This window comes from Streptococcus sp. A34, from assembly GCF_043674115.1.
Taxonomy (GTDB): Bacteria; Bacillota; Bacilli; order Lactobacillales; family Streptococcaceae; genus Streptococcus; species Streptococcus suis_V.
Genome location: NZ_JBIMJM010000012.1, coordinates 22,968 through 44,462 on the forward strand (window position 1 = coordinate 22,968; position 21,495 = coordinate 44,462).

Here is a 21,495-nt window from a genome sequence, read left to right on the forward strand (position 1 = left end):
ACTCCTTACAAAAAAATAGCGTATAAAAAGTAGGCCAGAACTAAAAATGGTGATGCAATCAATAGTCCACCAATCCCATAGAGAATACGCTTGAGCAGGACTTGATTTTTCACAAAATACCCAATCAGACAGAGGATATTTCCCAGAAAAAATAGAATGAGTAAATCTTTTAACATACCTTCATTATAGCATTTTTAGGGGGAATAGGCTAGCAGGATGGGAATTGTAAGCAAGATGACTTGACAAAAATTGGTATATACCATATAATAAAATTAGGAAAACGGTCTATACCAAAAAGGAGGTTACCATGAAAGTTCATGTAGTTGAAAATCAAGCAGAAGGCGCAGCTTTGGCCTTCAATTTATTAAAAGAAAAATTAGCCGGCGGTGCCAAGGTCCTCGGTTTGGCAACAGGTTCCAGTCCTCTGGAATTTTACAAACTCATCCGCGAGAGCGACCTGGACTTTTCTGACCTGATCTCGGTCAATCTGGACGAATATGTCGGGCTAGGCGAGGAAAGTAATCAGTCCTATATCTATTTTATGAAGGAACAACTCTTCAATAGCAAACCCTTCAAGCAGTCCTACCTGCCAAATGGATTGGCTGAGGATGCGGCAGCTGAAACAGCCCGCTACAATCAAATTTTGGCAGACAAACCCATCGATTTTCAAATCCTGGGTATCGGTCGCAACGGCCACATCGGCTTCAATGAACCAGGGGCGCCCTTTGACGGTCAGACTCACTTGGTTGATTTGGCTCCTTCGACCATCGAGGCCAACAGTCGCTTCTTTGAGACCATTGAGGAAGTGCCAAAACAGGCTATTTCCATGGGGATTGCTAACATCATGGCGGCAAAAACCATTGTCCTCATGGCCTATGGACCTGAAAAAGCCGACGCCATCAAGGCAACAGTGGAAGGGCCAGTGACCACAGATGTCCCTGCCAGCGTCCTTCAGAACCACGAGGATGTAGTCCTCATCGTGGACCAGGCAGCAGCCAGTAAATTAGCATAACAGACAAAACCGACTACCATTTTTGGCAGTCGGTTTTTTAGGATTCAAGGTCAGCTTCTACACGATTGCGGTGGCGGAAAGAGATGACGAGCATCATAAATGAACTAGCAACCAGTATAGCGGCAATCAAGGTTAGATAGTGGTGGAAGGCTATCAGAAGAATGATGGTGCTGAATACCAGAATGGCATATTGAAGCCAAACCATTTTATTCAGTCGATAAAGGTCTTGGTTGTAGCGACTGGTCATTAGGATTCCTAGATAGTAGAGGAAGTAACCAATGAGTAGGAAAGGCAAACCCAAACTAGCGTGCTCACCCGGTAAAACCTCCACAGCAACTGTAAAAAAGTTGAGGCCTAAAACCAGTACCATATGGGCATAGAGTAAGGTGGCTACATTTGTCTTTTGATGGTGATTGATATTGAGATAGGTTTGCGAAATGTAAAACATAAAGGAGAACGCCATTGCCAAGAAGAAGAGAACACTAGTGAGCAGATGCGTCTGAATCGGATAATTCTTCAAAATCGCAATGACCGTTTCACCAAAGGTAATAATGGTAATCAACTGACACCGTTCAACGATGTGAGGAAAGTTCATAGCATCGTGACTGAGTTTGTCCTTGAAGAAATAGGAAATAATATACGGGAGATATAAAAGCAAGAGGCTCTTTTCATCATAGGTCCAGAAATTAAAGTAAATAGCTACCGAAGTCAAGAAAAATACCAGCACATAAATCCCAAATATATAGAGACTATTTTTTATATCTGCCGTAAAACCGATTTTCCGCCCCCGAAGGTAGTACTGCAAGCAAAGTATCGAATATGACAGGTTCAAAAAGATAGTAAAGGGCAGGGCTGTTGCTTCAAAATCATGACTAAAGGTTAGAGACAGTTGTCCCACTACAAACATAGAAGCGATGATAGTGAAAATATCCAATAAATCTCGCTCACCATATTTGTTGAGATAGATGGTTTCGTTGATTCACAGGGTCATAATAATCAGGTTGGCGGTGATAAAGGTTAGAATTTCCCTGAGACCGATATGGTCACCGTGCAAAAGTCCAGTCAGTGAAGAAGTGGCCAGAACAAAGACCAAATCATAAAATAATTCATAGTTTGATACGCGTTTTGCGATAATTTCAGACAAGTCAATCTCCTTTTCAAAAAATCTGACCTATTATACCATACGAAAAGGGAGGATGTCATCTCCCTTTGTTTCTTATAGTGTCCAGTCCAAGTCTGGTCCGACTGGGACAATACCTGTTGGGTTAATGGTCTTGTGGCTACCGTAGTAGTGCTGTTTGATATGGTCAAAGTCAACCGTCTCCGCAATACCAGAGTGGTTGTAAATCCGCTTGGTGTATTTCCACAAGTTTGGATAGTCCACCAAGGCCTTGATATTGCATTTGAAATGTCCAAAGTATACAGGGTCAAATCGCACCAAGGTGGTAAAGAGACGCAGGTCAGCCTCGGTTAATTGATTGCCAACTAGATAGTCCTTATCTACTAAATGTTCTTCCAATTTCTCCAAGGCAGCAAAGAGATTTTTGACTTCTTTTTCATAGACTGCCTGATTGGTTGAAAAGCCCGCCTTGTAAACACCATTGTTGATGTTTGGATAGACAAAGTCATTCATGGCATTAATCTCAGCCTGCAAGTCTGCTGGATAATAATCATCCTGATTGCCCGTGATGTCATTGAAGGCGGTATTGAACATCCGCATAATTTCGGCAGACTCGTTGCTGACGATGGTATTGGTTTTCTTATCCCATAGAACAGGAACAGTCACACGACCAGTGTAGTTTGGATCCGCCTTGAGGTAGACTTGATAGAGATATTTGCTACCCAAAATACTATCGCCAATGACCCCAGGACCTTCCTCGAAGGTCCAACCATTTTCCAGCATGAGGGGATGGACGACAGAGAGGGAAATGTGGTCCTCCAAGCCCTTGAGTTTGCGCATCATCAAAGTTCGACTGGCCCACGGACAGGCTAGAGAAATGTAGAGGTGGTAGCGGCCGCTTTCAGCCTTAAAACCACCAGTTCCAGTTGGTCCAGCCTCTCCGTCAGCTGTAATCCAGTTACGAAATTGTGTGACTGTACGAACAAACTTGCCACCTGTTGACTTGGTGTCATACCATTGGTCTACCCATTTTCCATCTTGTAAAAGTCCCATAAGTTTAGTAGCCTCCTGTTTGAAAAAAGGAAATCCAAGAAGGACTCAGATTTCCGGTGTAAAAAAATATATCACTAATTATTAGTATAATCGACAAGCATTAACCTGTCAAGAAAAATGTTTTGTAGAAAATCGATACCGCACAAATTCAAGAATTCTAAGAAAACACGATAAAAACAGTCAAACTTGACTTGATTGGAAATTTATGGGATAATGCAAGGGAATTAAGGATTTGGCGCATATGTGCTAACAGAAATCCCCTAGGTCCTGCCAGACCAAGGGGATTTTTTCTGGGTTAGAAGACACTAACTGTGTATGTTACTTGTCGAAGCGGTTGTCTAACCATCACACCCCCAGCCAGCTAATAAATGCTTCAATGGCTGCAACAAGTACTATTTCGAGGATTTGACTCATAATCGTTACCATCCTTTCTAAGGCGGCATCGTTAGTGTCTTTGCTATCATACAATAATAAAAGAGCTAAAAAGAACTGTTTTTTTATAGTTGGTCTGCTGTCCAAACTGTGTTAAAATAGTTTTATGCGTTTAGACAAGTGTATGGAGGTGGCCAAGATTGGTTCCCGCAAGCAAGTAAAGAAATTATTCAAGGCCCAGCAGATATGGATTGACGATCAACCTGCTCATTCTCTCAGCCAGATTGTGGACCCAGCTCTGCAGGAAATTGTTATCCAAGGAAAACAGATAGCATTGGCAGGCGCTAGCTATTTTCTTCTTCACAAGCCGGCCGGAGTAGTATCAGCTGTGACGGATAGCCAGCATCAGACGGTCATCGACTGCATTCAGCCAGAGGATCGGGCGACTGGGCTATATCCAGTGGGGCGTTTGGATAGGGACACGGAAGGCCTGGTCCTCATCACCAACAATGGACCTCTAGGCTTTCGGATGCTCCATCCCAAGCACCATGTGGACAAGACCTATTATGTAGAGGTCAATGGCCCGCTTAGCCAGGATGCGCCCACTTTCTTTGCCTCAGGCGTAACCTTTTTGGACGGCACACGCTGCCAGCCCTGTCAGCTGACGGTTGATTTTTCTTCTTTGGAACATAGCAGAGCGACCATCCAGCTGTCCGAAGGCAAGTTTCATCAGGTCAAGAAAATGTTTTTAGCCTATGGAGTCAAGGTGACTTATCTGCGACGGATCAGTTTTGGCGGCTTCGCTTTAGGAGATTTACCTCTGGGTCAATACAGAACCTTAACCCAAACAGAAATCCAACATTTACTGACCTATTTCGATTGAGGAGAAAAGTATGAATCTATACGATTTTTCAGTGAAGAAAATGGACGGCAGCCAGCAAGACCTGTCTGATTTTGCTGGTCAAGTCTTGCTGGTAGTCAATACGGCACCGGGATGTGGTCTGGCACCCCAGTATAAGGAATTGCAGGAATTGTACGAAAGCTACAAAGATGAAGGATTTGTGGTTCTGGATTTTCCCTGCAATCAGTTTGCTAATCAAGCTAGTGGAACGGACCGAGAAATTCACCAAGCCTGTAGTCTAAATTTTGGTACGACCTTCCCTCGTTTCGCAAAAATCAAGGTTAATGGTCCCGAGGCGGATCCGCTCTATCAATGGCTGAAAAAAGAAAAATCCAGCCTTTTGGGCAAGAGCATTGAATGGAATTTTACCAAATTTTTGATTGACAGACAGGGGCGGGTTGTTAAGCGCTATCTGCCGATAACTCCACCTAGCAAGTTGAAAAAGGACATCGAAAAATTGCTGAAAATAAGAGCCTAGGTCTTTCCCGGGCTCTTATTATTTATAGATATTTCCGTGCAACTTCCAAGTCGCCGTCGTAAGGAGCATGCTCTCCATTGACAATCTGGTAGGCATCGGCGCCTTTCCCTGCGATAATGACCGCATCTTGACCACCAGTCGTTTGGCTCATGGCTTTTGCAATGGCTTCTTCACGGTCCAAGATAAAGTCGCTGGGTCTAGTCATGTAGGAACGAATTTCTGCGGCAATTGCTGCGGGATCTTCACGGTTGGGATCATCAGCTGTTAGAATGACCTCAACCTGTGGATAGTCATTGAGCAGAAGACCGAAGTCCTTGCGGCGACTTTCTCCCTTGTTGCCAGGAGCCCCAAGGATTAGGATAACTTTGCCTGTCTGGTGTTCCAATACGACATCGATCAGCTTTTTCACGCTGTCGCCGTTGTGGGCGTAGTCCACGAAGACCTTGGCACCGTTTTGCTGGGTCAGGACTTCCATACGGCCAGGGACATTGGTTTGGGCAATTCCTGTGTGAATGTCCTCCAGGCTCACACCCAAACGGAGACAGGCCAGTCCTGCTGCGATGGCATTTTCTTGGTTGAAACCACCGATCAGCTGAATGTCGTAGTGGCCAGCTAATTTGCCAGTCGCTGTGAAGTCAAAACCTGCTGACTGGCTAATCTGGTTTTCAGAAGTCGGTCCATAAAAGTCATGGTCTTTGGAGCTGACTTGCTCTTTCACGACTTCAAAATGGTCCATTCCAGCATTGACAATGACAGCTCTGCTATTGTCCATCAAAAGCCGCTTGTGATAGAAATAGTCCTCAAAAGTCGGATGTTCAATGGGGCCGATGTGGTCGGGGCTGATGTTGAGAAAAACGCCGACATCAAAGGTCAGCCCGTAAACCCGCTTGACCAGATAGGCCTGGCTGGACACCTCCATAATCAAGTGGCTCATGCCGTTTTGGACCGCCTCCGCCATCATGGCAAAGAGGTCCAGACTTTCGGGCGTGGTCAGGGTGGACTTGAAGAAGGTCTTACCGTCCAGTGTGGTGTTCATGGTCGAAAGCATGGCAGGCTTGTGGCTCTGTTTGAGAATGTTAAAAGCAAAATAAGCCGCCGTTGTCTTGCCCTTGGTGCCGGTGAAGGCCAGGAGTTTGAGATTTTTCTGGGGATGACCATGAAACTCCATAGCAATCAGGCTCATAGCCTGCTTGATGTCCTGGACGATGATGGCAGGAATGTCGACTTCGTAGTCGATTTCAGACACGTAAAAAGCAAGTCCAGCCTCGATAGCCTTTTCCAGAAATTCCTTCTTAAAAGCCAAACCCTTGGCAAAAAAGAGGGTCGTTGGGCTAACAGTCCGGCTGTCATAGCTGAGAGAGTCAAACTGGACATCCGTCCAAGTGCTATCAATCTGATTATTTTGTTTGATCTGGCGGAAGTTGTCATCCGCTTTTAAGATGTCTACTACACGTTCAATTTTTATCATGTTTCTATTGTAAACCTATCGAGGATATTTGACAAGTCAGGACAAGAAAACCCTCTCGGAAATGCACGAGAAGGCAAGTAACTATACAATGAATTCTAACCAGAATCCCAAGAAGACGATTCCGACACAAAGATAAATCAGCCAATCCTTTTTCAGATTGCCCTTCTTGGAAAAGAAGGATTGGTAGAGAGTGAAAGGAATCAAAATCGGTTGTAAGTATATCCACCAGTTATATTCATTGTCCAAAATAGCTCCCAAACTATATAGTATCAAGCAAATGGCCATGTAAAAATCCAGGCTGCGGTAAAACTGTTTGTTAAACTGTTTGAACATCCTAGTAGCCCCTATATATCACGATAGCACCAAGCCACAGAAGTAGCAAGGCAATGACAAGCCAAATGGTTCTGGTTTTCGAAAAGCGATGCTTGGGCTTGAAAAAGGCCCGATAAGCATGAATGAGCAGAGTCAGAGATAAAAACAGATTTAAAGGCAGGTACTGACTTTCCGGGTAACTAAGCCAGATATGTCCAATCTGAATCATCCAGAAAATCAACCAGTAAAACTCCGAATAGCGATAAAAATCTTTTTGGAATGTCATAGGAACCTCCTTTGAAAGCTCTTTCACAAGTATAGTATATCAATTCTTAAGGATGTTGTCCAGGATTTTTATGTAAATGTTCACAGGGTGTTATAGCTAAAAACTATAAGAAAGCTCTAGTTTTTCCTATAGGAAATCTTCGGTTTCTTTCTCAAAAATAAGCCAATTTCTGCTAGACTAGTAGATATAGAAACGAGGTAGAGAAGATGACAGAATTAAAAATAGATACGATTTTGGCCCGGACGGGCATAAATAGTGACGAGAAGTCGGGAGCCCTCATATCGCCTATCCACCTTTCGACTACCTACCAGCATCCGGAGTTCGGCCAGTCCACAGGTTTTGATTATACCCGCACCAAAAATCCGACCCGTGCTAGTTTGGAAAAAACTCTGGCAGCGATTGAGAAGGCGGACTATGCCCTGGTGACCAGCTCAGGAATGGCGGCTCTGGTCTTGCTTTTCAACGGCTTTCCAGTCGGCAGTCGAATTGTGGCAGCGCGTGATCTCTACGGCGGTTCTTTCCGCTGGTTTAACGAGCAGGAGAGTCTGGGGCGTTTCAGCTTTACCTATGCCAATAGCGAGGAGGATCTACTAGCGGCCATTGACGACCATACCGACTACGTTTTCCTTGAGACACCGACCAACCCGCTCATGGTGGAATTTGACATTGCTAAGGTTTCGGCTGTCGCCCATGCCAAAGGTGCCAAGGTCATTGTCGATAATACCTTTTACAGTCCGATTTATCAAAATCCTCTGACGCTGGGTGCTGACGTGGTCCTGCATTCTGCGACCAAGTATCTGTCTGGTCACAATGATGTCTTGGCTGGAGTTCTCATGACCAATGACCAGGCTATTTACGACAAGCTCTTCTATGACCAAAATACGACTGGTCCAACCCTGTCGCCGCTGGATGCCTACCTGCTCATGCGTGGTCTCAAAACCCTGTCGATCCGCATGGAACGTGCGACTCAGAATGCTCAGAAGATTGTGGCTTATTTGGAGAATAGCCCAGCAGTTACGCAGGTTTACTATACCGGCAAGGGTGGCATGATTTCTGTTAAGGTTGCAGATGAGGCGACAATTTCCCACATTCTCAACAGCCTTGAGATTTTTACCTTTGCGGAAAGTTTGGGTGGGGTGGAAAGTTTGATTACCTATCCAGCGACCCAGACCCATGCTGATATTCCAGCAGAAACCCGTCATTCCTATGGTCTGACAGACGATTTACTCCGTCTATCTATTGGAATTGAGGATGCGGATGATTTGATTGCTGATTTGAAACAAGCCTTGGAGGGATCAGATGACTAGCTATGATTTTACCAGCCGGCCCAACCGATTGGGCCAACATGCAGAAAAATGGCGTAAGGTGGAAGAGGATGCAGACCTCTTGCCACTGTGGATTGCGGACATGGATTTTGAGCCTTTACCAGAAATCCGCCAAGCCATCCGTGACTATGCTGACCAGCACATTTTTGGCTATCCCTATGCCAGCGAGGGGCTTTATCAGTCCATTATTGATTGGGAAAGAAACCAGCATGGCTACGAGATTGAGCGCGATAGCATTCTCTTGGTCGAAGGAGTTGTACCAGCTTTGACTATTGCCATTCAGGCCTTTACCAAGGAAGGTGATGCAGTCCTCATCAACACCCCTGTCTATCCTCCCTTTGCGCGGTCTATCAAGCTCAACAACCGTCACTTGGTGACTAATTCTCTTGTCAAGTCAGACGGAATTTTTACCATTGACTTGGAAAAATTAGAAAAAGACATCCTCGAAAATGAGGTCAAGATATATATTTTTTGTAATCCACACAACCCCGGTGGCCGTGTGTGGACCAAGGAAGAAGTGGCTGCTGTTGGCCAGCTCTGCCAGAAACATGGCGTCCTTCTGGTTTCAGATGAAATCCATCAGGATTTAGCCCTCTTTGGCAATCAGCACCAGTCCTTCAATACAGTTGATGACCGATTCAAGGAATTTTCGATTGTCCTATCGTCTGCGACTAAGACTTTCAATATTGCAGGCACCAAAAATAGCTTTGCCATTATTGAAAATCCAGAACTGCGGAAGATTTTTGCCAAACGTCAATTGGCCAATAACCAGCATGAAATTCCTGCTATCGGCTTGATTACTACCGAAACAGCCTTCCGTTACGGAGCCGATTGGTTGGCAGAATTGAAAAAAGTCATCGAAACAAATGTTGATTTTACAGTGGATTATCTGGAAACCCATACCAGGATTCAGGTCATGAAACCACAGGGGACTTATTTAATTTGGCTAGATTTTTCAGCTTACGGCCTGAGTCAGGCTGACCTTATGGAAAAATTAGAAAAAGAGGCTAAAGTCCTCCTCAATAATGGTCTGGTCTTCGGCAGCGACGGTAAGCAGCATGCACGATTAAATGTCGCAGCACCTTTTGATACCATCAAAGAAGCCAGCGAGCGGATTGCAAGGGTTTTTGGGAAGTGAGGCTAGTCTAGCATGAACGATAAAAGAGAAGAAAAGACAGAAAAAGAAAAGATGCTGGCGGGGCAGATGTACAATGCAGCAGATAGTGAATTGGTAGCCTTGCGGCAGCAGGCCAGAGTTTACCGCCAGGCCTTTAATGCTGCAGAGTTGGACAGCTCCAAACGAACAGAAATTGCCAAGCAGTGGCTGGGAACAACGGGGGAGCGGATTTACATCGAAGCACCTCTGACCTTGGACTATGGTTGCAATATCCACGTCGGAGAAGATTTTTATGCCAATTTCAACTGGACTGTATTGGATACTTGCCCTGTGACCATCGGAAAGAATGCTATGTTGGGACCAAATGTTCAGTTTTACACAGCCCTTCATCCGCTCAAGGCAGAGGAACGCATTGCTGGACCTGAATATGGAGCGCCGATTGAGATTGGCGATAATGTCTGGATTGGTGGGGGTGCTATTATCTTGGCTGGCGTGACCTTGGGTGACAACGTCGTGGTCGGAGCGGGTTCTGTCGTGACCAAATCTTTCGGAGACAATGTCGTACTGGCTGGCAATCCGGCCCGTGTTATTAAGACCATTGACTAGATAAAAAGTATTTTCAACTACAGTGATGATCTTCTTCTAAAATGAAAAAATGATTTCTATCTGGTTTTGGCAAGCTCTAGTTTTAGTAGAAGGTGTAGTTCCGGCTCTATCCATCGCAGTTCAAGCTTTTACAGCTGAGGGGGATGCAATTATGATCAATACTCCAGTATATCCCCTTTTTGCCAGTACTATTCGACTCAATCATTGACGGTTGATTAGTCAGCCTCTTCGTGTAGAAAATGACCAGTTTACACTTGATTTTCAGGCTTTGGAGCAAAAGATTGTTGAAGAGGGTGTCAAACTCTACATCTTCTGCAATCCCCACAATCCAGGTGGCAGAGTTTGGAGTCATCAGGAACTACAAGAGCTCGGTGCTATCTGTCAGAAGCATGGAGCATCTTAGTCTCTGATGAAATCCATCAGGACCTAACCCTTTTTGGACATGAGCACCATTCCTTCAATACGGTTTCCCCTAACCATAAGGAGTTTTCGGTCATTTTGTCTTCTGCAACCAAGACTTTTAATATAGCGGGAACAAAAAACAGCTTTGCCATTATTGAAAATCCTCAGTTGCGTAAAGCTTTTACCAAGAGACAATTGGCCAATAACCAACATGAAATCCCTAGACTAGGCTTGATTACCACGGAAGTTGCCTACCGACACGGAAAACCTTGGTTGGCCGCCTTAAAACCAGTTTTGGAAGAAAATATCTTGTTGGTCCAAGAAGAATTGAGTAAAAAGACGAATATCAAAGTGCTTAAACCACAAGGAACCTACCTGATTTGGCTGGATTTTTCAGCCTATGAACTCAGCCATCAAGAGCTAGCAGAGAAATTGTTGGAAGAAGCTCAACTGCATTTGAATGATGGATTGACCTTTGGAAAAGAGGGGGAAAAGCATTTCCGATTGAACGCAGCAACACCACAATTTGTCATCAAGGAAGCTTGTCGGAGACTGGTGGACGTGTTTGGGTAACTAAGAAATATTGAAAAATTCAATGTAGACCAAGCATTTTCTGGCCAAACAAATAATAACAGAATTATTATTGGTGTGAATACTAGTCTAGTCCATGAATGAAAATTTTTTTCAATTTTCCATATAGCAATAAAAATAGAAAAAGGAAGAGCTAGGCTATTCCTTTTTTTGTTGTTTTCGATAGTCAGTAGGACTCATGTGAAAGTAATTCTTAAAGGCTGTACTGAAGGTTAACGGATCATAATAACCGACGGAGTTTGCAATCTCTGTAATGGTTCGTTCAGGAGTTTCTAAAAGTTGGCAACTTCGATTCATCTTTACCTGAAGAATGTAGTCTTTGATGGCGTAGCCAGTTTCCTGTTTGAAAATTTTATAGAGATAACTTCGACTTAGAGCGAGCTGATCTGCAATTTCTGTCACCTTAATCGGTAGAGCGTAGTGACTGTGAATCAGCTTAATAGCATGGTGAACATAGCTTTTGGCAAGAGTACCGGCCTCTTTCAGTTGTTGATTGGGAAATTCTGCAACAAGGTAGGCAAGTAATTGATGAAGATGGCCGACCAGGATGTGCTCTGCCACCATTGGTAAGGGGTGTTTGTCTGTTTTGGTAATGTCTATCATTTTTTGTAAAATGGGGGACTGGAGGCTGGAATGCAGATAAAATTTTTCCAATAAGCGACTATGTTCAAGAATTGACTCAGCTTTTGACCCGCTAAAACCAACCCAAATATAAGTCCAAGGGTCTTGTCCATCTGCTTGGTAGAAGATGGCCTTGTTTTTAGGGAGGATAAACAAGTCGCCCGCAGCCAATTCAGTCGTTTCTCCGAGAATGCTAATTTTCCCCTTGCCCTCAGTGATAAAATGGAGGACATAATTATCTCGAATGGTTGGGCCAAAAGAATAGTTTTTATCACATTGTTCCGCACCGTAATGGTCGATATTTAGGTCAAAGTTATGGCTGTCTAGTTCATTGTAGCTATTTAGAATGTTCATAAGCTCTTCTCCTTAGGAAACATTATACCATATTCTAACAACAAAACCCTATTTTGTAAAACGCTTACATTTGTTAGAATAATTCATGTAATACAGATAGGAGCTGACAGTATGATTCAATACATAGAAGAACATGGCCTATTTCACATGAAAACAAGAGAATTTTCCTACGTGATAGAGGTGCTAGAAACAGGCGATCTGGTTCATCGTTATTTTGGTAAGAAAATTCAACAATTTAGCAATGGAAACAAAATAACATATTTAGACAGAGCCTTCTCGCCCAGTCCAATTACTGGAAATCGGACCTACTCACTGGATACTTTGTCCTTGGAATATTCCAGTAATGGTCTAGGAGACTTTCGGACAGCCTCTATTGATGTGCGAAATGAAATCGGCATTGCTTTGGATTTGAAGTACAAGCAACACCGGATTTATCAAGGTAAGCCCTCGATAGAAGGTCTACCAGCTAGCTTTGCTTCTGAAGAGGAAGTGGAGAGTTTAGAAATTGACCTCTATGATTCTCTAGCAGATGTAACAGTAACCTTGCAGTATGCGGCTTTCGAAGAAAGTAACTATCTTGCACGCTCGGCTCGAATCCAAACAGGTCGCTATCCCTCTAAGTTAGAAAAAGCCTTGTCCTTCACCTTGGATATGCCCCATAAGGACTTTGTCATCCATAGTTTGACAGGTCGCTATGCTTATGAAAAAGAGTGGACGAAAACGCCGATTACGAGTGGTACCTACTCTATTGGAAGCATTCGAGGGGCTTCAAGTCACTCGCGGACTCCTTTCTTAGCCTTGGCGGCTCCAACTGCTACAGAAGATAGTGGCGAAGTTTATACCGCCCAACTAGTCTATAGTGGAAACTTCACTGGTTTTGTGGAGACAACTGCTTTGGAAACAGTCCGTTGGGGCATGGGAATCAATGATACTAGCTTCAGCTGGAATTTGGCTTCCGGAGAAAGTTTTCAGACACCTGAGGTCCTCCTGTCCTTTACGGATAAAGGTTTTACAGGTATGACTCAGGATAGTCATGACTTCATCAAAAAACACTTGATTCGTTCTCAATTTGTCAATCAAGAACGACCGATTCTCATCAATAACTGGGAAGGAACCTACTTTGATTTTACAGAAGAGAAGATTCTTTCCATGGCCAGATTGGCCAGTCAGGCAGGCATTGAGTTATTTGTGCTTGATGATGGCTGGTTTGGAAAACGGAACAATGACGAGTCTTCCTTGGGAGATTGGATTGTCAACACAGACAAACTTCCGAATGGTTTAGCAGGTCTAGCAGATTCGATTCGGGCCTTAGGGATGAAATTTGGTCTTTGGTTTGAGCCAGAGATGATTTCCATAGATAGTGACCTCTATAGGCAACATCCAGATTGGGCTATTCATATTGATGGACGCGCACCAATTTACAGTCGAGAGCAGTTGGTACTGGATTTGTCCAAACCAGAAGTTTGTGACTACATTATCCAAGCTGTATCCGATGTGCTGAAATCTGCCAAAATCGATTATGTCAAGTGGGATATGAACCGCAATATCACCAGTATGTCTCAAGAATTTGCCAATGCTGTTTCTTACGAATTCCATCATCGCTATATGTTGGGGCTGTACCGAGTATTAGAAACTCTGACCAGTCGCTTCCCAGATATTCTCTTTGAATCCTGTTCAGGAGGTGGCGGTCGAAATGACTTGGGGCTGCTTTACTATATGCCACAGGCTTGGGCTAGTGACAATACAGACGCGATTGGACGCCTCTCAATTCAGGAAGGTACGGCCTTGCTCTACCCAACCTCTTCAATGGGTGCCCATGTATCAGCAGTTCCTAACCATCAAGTCGGTCGAATTACATCCTTGAAAACCCGAGGAAATGTGGCTATGATGGGCGGAGCCTTTGGTTACGAGTTAGATGTTACCCAACTGTCACCGGAAGAATTAGCAACTCTTACTGAACAGGTTGAAACCTTTAAGCAGATTCGCTCAACAGTCCAGTTTGGTGACCTCTATCGTTTGAAAAAAACGGCAAATACCTGGGCAGCCAACTATGTTGATGCAGATAAGAGTCAGGCTGTTTTGACTTTCGTAAAAATACTAGCTCAACCAGAAGCTCCTCTGTTGCAGGTAAGATTGAAGGGGCTAGACCCAGAAGCTTGTTATTACTGTCCACAGTTGGAAACAAGTTTCTATGGAGATGAGCTCATGAACATCGGCTTAACCATGCCCCATGTTCAAGAAGATTATTTTAGTGTACAATATATATTTAAGAAAATCTAGGAGGATTTTATTATGAAAATGAGAAGATTTCTCAAATGTGCGTCGGTTTGTGCTTTTGCAAGCTTCCTTGTAGCCTGCGGAAATTCTAGCAGCAGTGACAAGGTAGAAATTGAATTTTTCTCGCAAAAGCCTGAAATGCAAGCAACCTTGCAGGAAATTATTGATGACTTTGAGAAAGAGAATCCAGATATTGAAGTTAAGTTTTCAAATGTGCCAGACGCAGGAACTGTTTTGAAAACACGGATGGCCAATGATGAAGCACCAGATGTTATCAATATCTACCCTCAAAATGCAGATTTCAAAGAGTATGCAGCAGATGGCCGTTTCCTTGAAATTGGTGATGATGCAGGTCTTAGTCATTTGAAAGATGGGGCAGTAACACCTTATCTTGTAAATGATACAAACTACACTCTTCCATTGACTGCCAATGCCTATGGTATCTACTACAACAAAGATAAATTTGAAGAACTTGGTTTGGAAGTACCAACTACCTATGCAGAATTTGTTGCTTTGGTAGACAAAGTTAAGGCTGATGGCAGTGTGGCACCATTTGCCCTTTCTCTAAATGATGCCTGGTCGCTCAATGGTTACCACCAATTAGCTTGGGTAACAGTTGCAGGTGGGTTTGACGGTGCAGAGGATATTTTGATTCGCAGTGCCAAGGGTGCTATCCAAGATGATGCAACAACTAAGGAAGTCTTGGAGCGTTTAGAACTCTTGACTGACAATGGTCAAAAAGGTTTCACAGGAGCACTTTACGCCGACGCGGTTGCTTCATTTGCAGCAGGAGAAGCCCTCATGATGCCACAAGGAACTTGGGCTGCTACAGCAATCAATCAGCAAGAGCCTGAATTTGAATACGGCATGTTTACCTTCCCAGGAGATGAAAAAGGTGGTGATTACACGATCGGTGTGGCAGACCTAGCCCTATCTGTATCAGCTGAATCAGAGCATCCAGAAGAGTCTAAGAAGTTCTTAGAATACCTCTCACGTCCAACAGTCATTCAGAAATACTATGACGTGGACGGATCACCAACCTCAGTTGAAGGAGTCGACACTGAAGGCAAGTTTGAAGAAACTGCTGGAGTTACACAATATGCCTTCACAGACAAGCATGTCGTATGGTTGCAAAGTGAGTGGGATTCAGAAGATGAGTTTTGGAATATCACTGTTGAAATGGTGAAAAAACCAGATTCAGCAGAACTTGTTAAGAAACTTAATGCCTTCTTTGATCCGATGAAATAATCAGCATGAAAAACAACTATGGGATTAGGGTTTGGGTTTCCCAAACCTGTCCCCCCTATAGTTGTTTAACCTCAGTTTGAAGGAGAGTCCCCTAATTCTTTTTGGAACTGAGATTAAACAACTATACTTGATAAATTTAGTAAAGGAGTTCTTTATGAATCAAAAAGGATTTGTTGCAAAATATTGGCCCTACTTATTTGTAGCTCTGCCAATCGCTCTTCAGTTAATCTTTTTCTTCTATCCCTTGATAACAGGGGTGTTCTACAGTTTAACAGACTGGAATGGTTTATCCAGTAGTTACGATGTGATTGGGATTCAAAACTACATTGATATTTTGAAGGACCCTGACTTCTATACCAGTATCACCTTTACCATCATCTTTACCATCGGTCTAGTCATTGGGGAGATTGTGATTGGTATTTGGTTGGCAACTCTGCTCAATCGGAAAATCAAAGCAGTTGGCTTTTTCCGGACCTGGTATTTCTTCCCAGCAGTTTTGTCAACGGTAACCTTGGGTCTCATCTTTGTTCAACTTTTTAACTACGGTTTTACACAGATTGGCGAAATTCTCCAAATCGACTGGTTAATGGAAAACCTATTGGTACAAGAGAATACTGTTATTCCGTCCGTCCTCTTTGTCGCTCTTTGGCAGGGTCTGGCGATGCCGGTTATCATTTTCCTATCTGGTCTGCAAAGTATTCCAGATGATGTGAAGGAAGCAGCAGCTATCGACGGTGCGACACGCTCCCAGCAGTTCTTCAACATTGAATTGCCTTTCCTCTTACCATCTATCAGTATGGTCTTTATCCTAGCGATGAAATCTGGCTTGACAGCCTTTGACCTCATTTTCGCTTTAACTAGCGGTGGTCCAGATGGTAAGACAGAGTCACTGGGTTTGCTGGTTTATAACTACGCTTTTGTTGACAATAAGTTCTCGTATGCCAATGCTCTGGCAGTTGTTCTCTTCATCTTTATCATTGTGATTTCCTTGATTCAGATGCGGATTTCTAAGAAATTTGAAGTATAAGGAGGTATGTTTATGAATAAGACCAAACAAAGCAATTGGTGGGTATATCTCATTCTATTCAGCGGCATTCTCTTTATGTTTATTCCGCTACTGGTGACGGTGATTAGTTCCTTCAAGCCAACCAAAGAAATCACAGGAAACTTCTTTGGCTTGCCTGAAAATTTCACACTAGACAACTATAGTCGCTTGTTTGAAGATGGAGTTGTTCAATATTTTGGGAATTCTGCCCTGATTACCATTGTCGCAGTTGGCTTGATTGTTTTGGTTATACCTATGGCAGCCTTTGCAGTGGCCCGCCAAATGAAGCGGCAAACAGCTTTCAACTTTATCTACTTTTTCTTGATTATCGGAATTTTTGTTCCCTTCCAAGTGATTATGCTTCCTATGACCAAGTTGATGTCTAGTCTCGGTTTGAACAATATTTTGGGGTTGATTATTCTTTATTTGACCTATGCAGTGCCGCAGGCCCTCTTCCTCTATGTTGGTTATATCAAGACAATTGTTCCTGAAGAGATGGACGAGGCGGCAGCAATTGATGGTTGTGATAAGTTTACAATGTACTGGAGAATTATTTTTCCATTGATGAAGCCCATGCACGCTACTATTTTGATCATCAATGCCCTCTGGGTCTGGAATGACTTTCTCTTGCCACTCTTGGTCCTCAACCGCGACCAAGAAATGTGGACCTTGCCCCTCTTCCAGTATAATTACCAGGGAATGTATTTCAGTGATTATGGACCGTCATTTGCGTCCTATGTAGTTGGGATTATCCCAATCCTACTGGTTTATCTCGTTTTCCAAAAGCATATCATTTCAGGTATGACCAGCGGATCTGTTAAATAATATTCGAAAGGTTGAGGCAACTCAACCTTTTGCCAAAAAACAATAAGAAAAGGCTTTCAAAAGGAGAACAAAATGAAAGTAAAAAATCAAGCAATGTTAATTACCTATTCAGACAGTCTTGGAAAAAATCTGAAAGACTTGAAGCAGGTCTTGGAAGGTCCTTTGAAAGATGTGGTCGGTGGTGTCCACATTCTTCCCTTCTTTCCATCATCGGGTGACCGCGGGTTTGCACCCATGGACTATACCAAGGTTGATGAGGCTTTTGGAGATTGGAGCGACATTGAGGCACTCAGTAAGGATTACTACCTCATGTTTGATTTCATGATCAACCATATTTCAGCCAAGTCACCTTATTTCCTAGACTTCCTAGAAAAGAAAGATGAGTCTGTCTATGCAGATTTATTTATCCGCTACAAGAACTTTTGGCCAAACGGTGAGCCGACTCAGGAAGATGTAGACCTGATTTATAAACGGAAGCCACGTGCTCCCTATCGCCTTGCCAAGTTTGCTGATGGTAGTGAGGAAAAAGTTTGGTGTACCTTTGATGAGCAACAGATTGACCTCGATGTGACAACGGAAACAACTCGTCGCTTTATCAAAGAAAATCTGGAACAGCTGGCGGACCACGGAGCTTCCATTATTCGCTTGGATGCCTTTGCCTACGCTAATAAGAAAATTGGAACCAACTGTTTCTTCGTTGAGCCAGATATTTGGGACATGCTTCATTTTCCGCGTCAGCTATTGGCACCAAAAGGAGTGGAAATTCTACCAGAAATCCATGAGCATTACACCATTCAGCAAAAAATCGCCGAGCAAGACTACTATGTCTATGACTTTGCCCTACCGATGTTGGTCCTTCATGCTCTTTATTCAGGCAATGTCAACCGTCTTGTTCACTGGATGGAAATCTGCCCTCGCAAGCAATTTACAACCTTGGACACGCACGATGGTATCGGAGTGGTCGATGTCAAGGACTTGCTGACAGATGAGGAAACAGAGGCGACAAGAGAAGCCCTCTATGCCCAAGGAGCAAATGTCAAGAAGATTTATAGCACAGAGGCTTACAATAATCTGGACATTTACCAGATCAATTGTACCTACTATTCAGCTCTAGGCAATGATGATAAAGCCTATCTCTTGGCACGTGTGCTCCAATGTTTTGCACCAGGTATTCCGCAGATTTACTACGTTGGCTTGTTGGCAGGAGAAAATGATATCGAATTGCTCGAATCAACCAAAGAAGGTCGCAACATCAACCGTCACTATTATGATTTGGAAGAAATTGAGCGAGAAGTTCAACGCCCAGTTGTGCAGTCCTTGTTCAATCTACTCAAATTCCGCAATACCAGTGCAGCATTTGATGGAGATTTCGCTGTCGATATGGTAGATGCCAATACCATTCACATCAGCTGGACAAATACCGATGCCAATACAGTGGCAGAATTAAGAGCTAATCTGAAAGATAAAACATTTGAAATCATTGAAACAGTTGACGGACAACATCACGAAATCAACTTATAAAGTTTGGAAGAAGGGTTAGGATTGCTTTCCTAGCCTTTGTTTCCTTTGGAAAGGAATAGACATGGAAAAATCAAATTGGTGGAAAAAGTCGGTTATTTATCAAGTATATCCGAGGAGTTTTCAGGATTCGAATGGTGATGGTATTGGAGACATCAAAGGAATTACCAGCCGTTTAGATTATTTGCAAACATTGGGGATAGAGGCTATCTGGCTCAGTCCTGTCTATCAGTCTCCTATGGATGATAATGGCTATGATATCAGTGATTACCAAGCCATTGCGGCGGAATTTGGGACTATGGAAGACATGGAGGAGCTGATAGCAGAAGGGCAGAAGCGAAATATTAAGATTGTGATGGACTTGGTCCTCAACCATACATCTGACGAACATTTTTGGTTTCAAGAAGCCTTGAAAGGTCCAGAAAATCCCTATTATGATTACTATGTATGGGCCGATGAGCCGAATGAATTAACATCTACTTTCTCAGGATCTGCTTGGGAATATGTTCCACATTTGGACAAGTATTACTTGCATCAGTTTTCGGTCAAACAACCAGACTTGAACTGGAAGAATCCTGCCGTCAAGGAAGAAATTTGGCAGATGATTAACTTCTGGATTGACAAGGGAGTCGGTGGTTTTCGACTGGATGTGATTGACTTGATTGGGAAAGAGCCTGAAAACTTAATCACAGCAGACGGTCCGACTCTCCATCCCTTGATTCAAGAACTAAACCAGCAAACATTTGGTGCCTATGACCTTGTAACCGTGGGAGAAACCTGGAGTGCAACCCCTGAGAGTGCCCAGCTATATTCTCACCCAGACCGTAATGAATTTTCGATGATTTTTCAATTTGAGCACGTTTGTCTAGACCAGCAAGCCGGCAAAGAAAAATGGGATTTAGCTCCGCTTGATCCTGCCAAGTTACATCAGGTTTTATCAAAATGGCAGACAGAATTAGTTGGGAAAGGTTGGAACTCGCTTTTTTGGAACAACCATGATTTGCCACGGGCTATTTCCCGCTTTGGTGATGATAGTCCTGAATTCAGGGAACTAAGCGGAAAAATGCTAGCTATTTATCTGCATTTTATGTCAGGTACGCCTTACATTTACCAAGGGGAAGAAATCGGCATGGTCAACACACCGATTTCAAGTATTGAAGAAGCGGATGACATCGAGACGCGTCGCATGTACGCAGAGCGTTTAGAACAGGGGTATTCGGAAGAGGAACTATTGGCTTCCATAAATGCTAAGGGACGGGACAATGCCCGCAGACCGATGCAGTGGTCTGGCAAAGCTGGGGCAGGTTTTACCGAGGGCGAGCCCTGGTTGTCTTTTAGCCCAACTTATACAGCTATCAATGTGGAAGAAGCCCTGGAAAATAAAAATTCTCTCTTCTATACCTACCAACGATTGATTGCCTTGAGAAAGCTTTATCCCTGCATGGCAGAAGGGAACTATGAGACTTTAGATACAGGTAATCCCTTGGTATTAGCTTATCGTAAATTTGATGATGTAGATGAGTTTGTGGTCTTGGTCAACTTTAGCAATCAAGCTCAGGAATACCGTCTTGAAGAACAATTAGGAGAAACTATCCTTTTTCACAACTATTCAACGGAATCAGAAGATACCTCTCAACTGCGACCTTATGAAGCTCTAGTCTATAAAAAGTAAAATTCCTATTATATTTCCAAGCATTTTTCCTGAAATTTTGGTAGAATATAGTGACATGAAACTTCACAGTCTCTAATGTCCGCAATAAACATCAAAGAGAGGTTTTATCATCATGGGGAAATTCCAAGTTATTTCACACCCACTTATCCAGCACAAATTGTCTATCCTTCGTCGGACGACAACTTCTACAAAAGATTTCCGTGAGCTGGTTAATGAAATTGCCATGCTAATGGGCTACGAAGTCTTGCGTGACTTGCCATTGGAAGATGTAGAAATCGAAACACCGATTACAAAGACGGTTCAAAAGCAGATTGCAGGTAAAAAATTGGCAATCGTCCCAATCCTGCGTGCCGGTGTTGGTATGGTGGACGGCTTGCTCAGCCTAGTACCAGCAGCCAAAGTTGGCCACATCGGTATGTACCGTGATGAAGAGACCCTCCAACCCGTTGAATATTTGGTGAAATTACCAGAGGATATCGACCAACGCCACATCCTTGTTGTGGACCCAATGCTTGCAACAGGTGGTTCAGCTATTCTTGCTGTTGATTCGTTGAAAAAACGTGGTGCATCCAATATCAAATTTGTGGCCCTCGTATCAGCTCCAGAAGGTGTAAAGGCTCTTCAAGAAGCTCATGCAGATATTGACATCTACACAGCTGCCCTGGATGAAAAACTCAACGAAAAAGGCTATATCGTCCCTGGTCTGGGAGATGCAGGTGACCGCCTCTTCGGTACAAAATAAGGGCTCTTTGTCAACTGTAGTGGGTAGATGAAAAGCTAACACCTAGAGAGGACGAACTTCGTTCTCTCTTTCTTGGCTCTTTGTCAACTGTAGTGGGTAGGTGAAAAGCTAACACCTAGAGAGGACGAAATTCGTTCTCTCTTTTTGTAT

The 21,495-nt window shown here is 43.5% G+C and carries 21 protein-coding genes and 1 pseudogene; 14 read left to right on the top strand and 8 right to left on the bottom strand.

Annotation, left to right across the window (positions count from 1 at the left end; translation table 11 throughout):
• Positions 1-5: 5 nt before the first annotated feature.
• On the bottom strand, positions 6-176 hold the full coding sequence (locus tag ACHBGV_RS04860; protein ID WP_162840655.1) for a hypothetical protein: 171 nt from the start codon (positions 174-176) through the stop codon (positions 6-8).
• Between the two features lie 131 nt (positions 177-307).
• On the opposite strand from ACHBGV_RS04860, the gene ACHBGV_RS04865 reads away from it, so the two are divergent.
• Entirely contained in the window at positions 308-1,012 is a 705-nt protein-coding gene (locus ACHBGV_RS04865) for a glucosamine-6-phosphate deaminase (protein WP_394735758.1), read from the top strand.
• 37 nt (positions 1,013-1,049) lie between these two features.
• Here the strand turns inward: ACHBGV_RS04865 and ACHBGV_RS04870 are convergent, their stop codons facing one another.
• The 3 genes from ACHBGV_RS04870 to ACHBGV_RS04880 all read right to left on the bottom strand — a co-directional run bounded on the left by ACHBGV_RS04870 (position 1,050) and on the right by ACHBGV_RS04880 (position 3,185).
• Complete coding sequence (locus ACHBGV_RS04870) at positions 1,050-1,946, bottom strand: low temperature requirement protein A (RefSeq protein WP_394735759.1); 897 nt, start codon at positions 1,944-1,946, stop codon at positions 1,050-1,052.
• A 45-nt stretch (positions 1,947-1,991) separates the two neighbouring features.
• On the bottom strand, positions 1,992-2,156 hold the full coding sequence (locus tag ACHBGV_RS04875) for a hypothetical protein (RefSeq protein WP_394735760.1): 165 nt from the start codon (positions 2,154-2,156) through the stop codon (positions 1,992-1,994).
• 72 nt (positions 2,157-2,228) lie between these two features.
• On the bottom strand, positions 2,229-3,185 hold the full coding sequence (locus tag ACHBGV_RS04880; protein ID WP_394735761.1) for a glutathione S-transferase family protein: 957 nt from the start codon (positions 3,183-3,185) through the stop codon (positions 2,229-2,231).
• Between the two features lie 538 nt (positions 3,186-3,723).
• Here ACHBGV_RS04880 and ACHBGV_RS04885 point away from each other — a divergent pair.
• Positions 3,724-4,440 carry a pseudouridine synthase gene (locus tag ACHBGV_RS04885; protein WP_172022315.1) on the top strand — a complete coding sequence of 239 codons (717 nt, stop codon included), beginning with the start codon at positions 3,724-3,726 and terminating at the stop codon, positions 4,438-4,440.
• A 10-nt stretch (positions 4,441-4,450) separates the two neighbouring features.
• Positions 4,451-4,936, top strand: a complete 486-nt coding sequence (locus ACHBGV_RS04890) for a glutathione peroxidase (RefSeq protein WP_105122818.1) — start codon at positions 4,451-4,453, stop codon at positions 4,934-4,936.
• Positions 4,937-4,958: 22 nt separating this feature from the next.
• On the opposite strand, the gene ACHBGV_RS04895 is transcribed toward ACHBGV_RS04890, so the two are convergent.
• From ACHBGV_RS04895 to ACHBGV_RS04905, 3 genes are all read right to left on the bottom strand, one after another.
• A complete protein-coding gene (locus tag ACHBGV_RS04895; protein ID WP_394735762.1) occupies positions 4,959-6,404 on the bottom strand; it encodes a UDP-N-acetylmuramoyl-L-alanyl-D-glutamate--L-lysine ligase in 1,446 nt (481 codons plus the stop codon).
• A gap of 81 nt (positions 6,405-6,485) precedes the next feature.
• Positions 6,486-6,737 (bottom strand): hypothetical protein, encoded by a 252-nt coding sequence (locus ACHBGV_RS04900; protein ID WP_394735763.1) that lies wholly within the window; start codon positions 6,735-6,737, stop codon positions 6,486-6,488.
• A gap of 1 nt (position 6,738) precedes the next feature.
• Complete coding sequence (locus ACHBGV_RS04905) at positions 6,739-7,002, bottom strand: hypothetical protein (protein ID WP_105122821.1); 264 nt, start codon at positions 7,000-7,002, stop codon at positions 6,739-6,741.
• Between the two features lie 206 nt (positions 7,003-7,208).
• Here ACHBGV_RS04905 and ACHBGV_RS04910 point away from each other — a divergent pair, with 206 nt between their 5' ends.
• From ACHBGV_RS04910 to ACHBGV_RS04925, 4 genes and pseudogenes are all read left to right on the top strand, one after another.
• Positions 7,209-8,309: a cystathionine gamma-synthase gene (locus ACHBGV_RS04910; protein ID WP_394735764.1), complete on the top strand. Its 1,101-nt coding sequence runs from the start codon at positions 7,209-7,211 to the stop codon at positions 8,307-8,309.
• Positions 8,302-9,465, top strand: a complete 1,164-nt coding sequence (locus ACHBGV_RS04915) for a MalY/PatB family protein (RefSeq protein WP_394735765.1) — start codon at positions 8,302-8,304, stop codon at positions 9,463-9,465. Before ACHBGV_RS04910 ends, ACHBGV_RS04915 begins: the two co-directional genes overlap by 8 nt.
• A gap of 12 nt (positions 9,466-9,477) precedes the next feature.
• On the top strand, positions 9,478-10,050 hold the full coding sequence (locus ACHBGV_RS04920) for a sugar O-acetyltransferase (protein ID WP_394735766.1): 573 nt from the start codon (positions 9,478-9,480) through the stop codon (positions 10,048-10,050).
• Between the two features lie 70 nt (positions 10,051-10,120).
• A pseudogene (locus tag ACHBGV_RS04925) lies at positions 10,121-11,025 on the top strand (MalY/PatB family protein); the annotation flags it as partial.
• Between the two features lie 156 nt (positions 11,026-11,181).
• Here the strand turns inward: ACHBGV_RS04925 and ACHBGV_RS04930 are convergent.
• Positions 11,182-12,018, bottom strand: a complete 837-nt coding sequence (locus ACHBGV_RS04930; protein WP_394735767.1) for an AraC family transcriptional regulator — start codon at positions 12,016-12,018, stop codon at positions 11,182-11,184.
• A gap of 111 nt (positions 12,019-12,129) precedes the next feature.
• On the opposite strand from ACHBGV_RS04930, the gene ACHBGV_RS04935 reads away from it, so the two are divergent.
• From ACHBGV_RS04935 to upp, 7 genes are all read left to right on the top strand, one after another.
• Complete coding sequence (locus ACHBGV_RS04935) at positions 12,130-14,298, top strand: alpha-galactosidase (protein WP_394735768.1); 2,169 nt, start codon at positions 12,130-12,132, stop codon at positions 14,296-14,298.
• Between the two features lie 12 nt (positions 14,299-14,310).
• The gene (locus tag ACHBGV_RS04940) at positions 14,311-15,543 is read left to right on the top strand and encodes an extracellular solute-binding protein (protein WP_394735769.1); all 1,233 of its coding nucleotides are present in this window, start codon (positions 14,311-14,313) and stop codon (positions 15,541-15,543) included.
• Between the two features lie 154 nt (positions 15,544-15,697).
• Entirely contained in the window at positions 15,698-16,570 is an 873-nt protein-coding gene (locus ACHBGV_RS04945) for a carbohydrate ABC transporter permease (protein ID WP_105110529.1), read from the top strand.
• 12 nt (positions 16,571-16,582) lie between these two features.
• A complete protein-coding gene (locus ACHBGV_RS04950) occupies positions 16,583-17,413 on the top strand; it encodes a carbohydrate ABC transporter permease (RefSeq protein WP_105137219.1) in 831 nt (276 codons plus the stop codon).
• A 72-nt stretch (positions 17,414-17,485) separates the two neighbouring features.
• Positions 17,486-18,934 carry a sucrose phosphorylase gene (gene gtfA / locus ACHBGV_RS04955; protein ID WP_394735770.1) on the top strand — a complete coding sequence of 483 codons (1,449 nt, stop codon included), beginning with the start codon at positions 17,486-17,488 and terminating at the stop codon, positions 18,932-18,934.
• A gap of 61 nt (positions 18,935-18,995) precedes the next feature.
• On the top strand, positions 18,996-20,603 hold the full coding sequence (locus ACHBGV_RS04960) for an alpha-glucosidase (RefSeq protein ID WP_394735771.1): 1,608 nt from the start codon (positions 18,996-18,998) through the stop codon (positions 20,601-20,603).
• Between the two features lie 112 nt (positions 20,604-20,715).
• On the top strand, positions 20,716-21,345 hold the full coding sequence (gene upp, locus ACHBGV_RS04965; RefSeq protein WP_105110525.1) for a uracil phosphoribosyltransferase: 630 nt from the start codon (positions 20,716-20,718) through the stop codon (positions 21,343-21,345).
• Positions 21,346-21,495 lie beyond the last annotated feature (150 nt).

Bases quoted from the DNA above. Each gene is read 5' to 3' on its own strand.
- ACHBGV_RS04920 (WP_394735766.1), top strand. From the start codon at position 9,478: ATGAACGATAAAAGAGAAGAAAAGACAGAAAAAGAAAAGATGCTGGCG.
- ACHBGV_RS04935 (WP_394735768.1), top strand. From the start codon at position 12,130: ATGATTCAATACATAGAAGAACATGGCCTATTTCACATGAAAACAAGA.
- ACHBGV_RS04860 (WP_162840655.1), bottom strand. From the start codon at position 176: ATGTTAAAAGATTTACTCATTCTATTTTTTCTGGGAAATATCCTCTGT.
- ACHBGV_RS04950 (WP_105137219.1), top strand. From the start codon at position 16,583: ATGAATAAGACCAAACAAAGCAATTGGTGGGTATATCTCATTCTATTC.
- ACHBGV_RS04900 (WP_394735763.1), bottom strand. From the start codon at position 6,737: ATGTTCAAACAGTTTAACAAACAGTTTTACCGCAGCCTGGATTTTTAC.
- ACHBGV_RS04865 (WP_394735758.1), top strand. From the start codon at position 308: ATGAAAGTTCATGTAGTTGAAAATCAAGCAGAAGGCGCAGCTTTGGCC.
- ACHBGV_RS04960 (WP_394735771.1), top strand. From the start codon at position 18,996: ATGGAAAAATCAAATTGGTGGAAAAAGTCGGTTATTTATCAAGTATAT.
- ACHBGV_RS04915 (WP_394735765.1), top strand. From the start codon at position 8,302: ATGACTAGCTATGATTTTACCAGCCGGCCCAACCGATTGGGCCAACAT.
- ACHBGV_RS04940 (WP_394735769.1), top strand. From the start codon at position 14,311: ATGAAAATGAGAAGATTTCTCAAATGTGCGTCGGTTTGTGCTTTTGCA.
- ACHBGV_RS04905 (WP_105122821.1), bottom strand. From the start codon at position 7,002: ATGACATTCCAAAAAGATTTTTATCGCTATTCGGAGTTTTACTGGTTG.
- ACHBGV_RS04880 (WP_394735761.1), bottom strand. From the start codon at position 3,185: ATGGGACTTTTACAAGATGGAAAATGGGTAGACCAATGGTATGACACC.
- ACHBGV_RS04945 (WP_105110529.1), top strand. From the start codon at position 15,698: ATGAATCAAAAAGGATTTGTTGCAAAATATTGGCCCTACTTATTTGTA.
- ACHBGV_RS04890 (WP_105122818.1), top strand. From the start codon at position 4,451: ATGAATCTATACGATTTTTCAGTGAAGAAAATGGACGGCAGCCAGCAA.
- ACHBGV_RS04930 (WP_394735767.1), bottom strand. From the start codon at position 12,018: ATGAACATTCTAAATAGCTACAATGAACTAGACAGCCATAACTTTGAC.
- gtfA (WP_394735770.1), top strand. From the start codon at position 17,486: ATGAAAGTAAAAAATCAAGCAATGTTAATTACCTATTCAGACAGTCTT.
- ACHBGV_RS04885 (WP_172022315.1), top strand. From the start codon at position 3,724: ATGCGTTTAGACAAGTGTATGGAGGTGGCCAAGATTGGTTCCCGCAAG.
- ACHBGV_RS04895 (WP_394735762.1), bottom strand. From the start codon at position 6,404: ATGATAAAAATTGAACGTGTAGTAGACATCTTAAAAGCGGATGACAAC.
- upp (WP_105110525.1), top strand. From the start codon at position 20,716: ATGGGGAAATTCCAAGTTATTTCACACCCACTTATCCAGCACAAATTG.
- ACHBGV_RS04910 (WP_394735764.1), top strand. From the start codon at position 7,209: ATGACAGAATTAAAAATAGATACGATTTTGGCCCGGACGGGCATAAAT.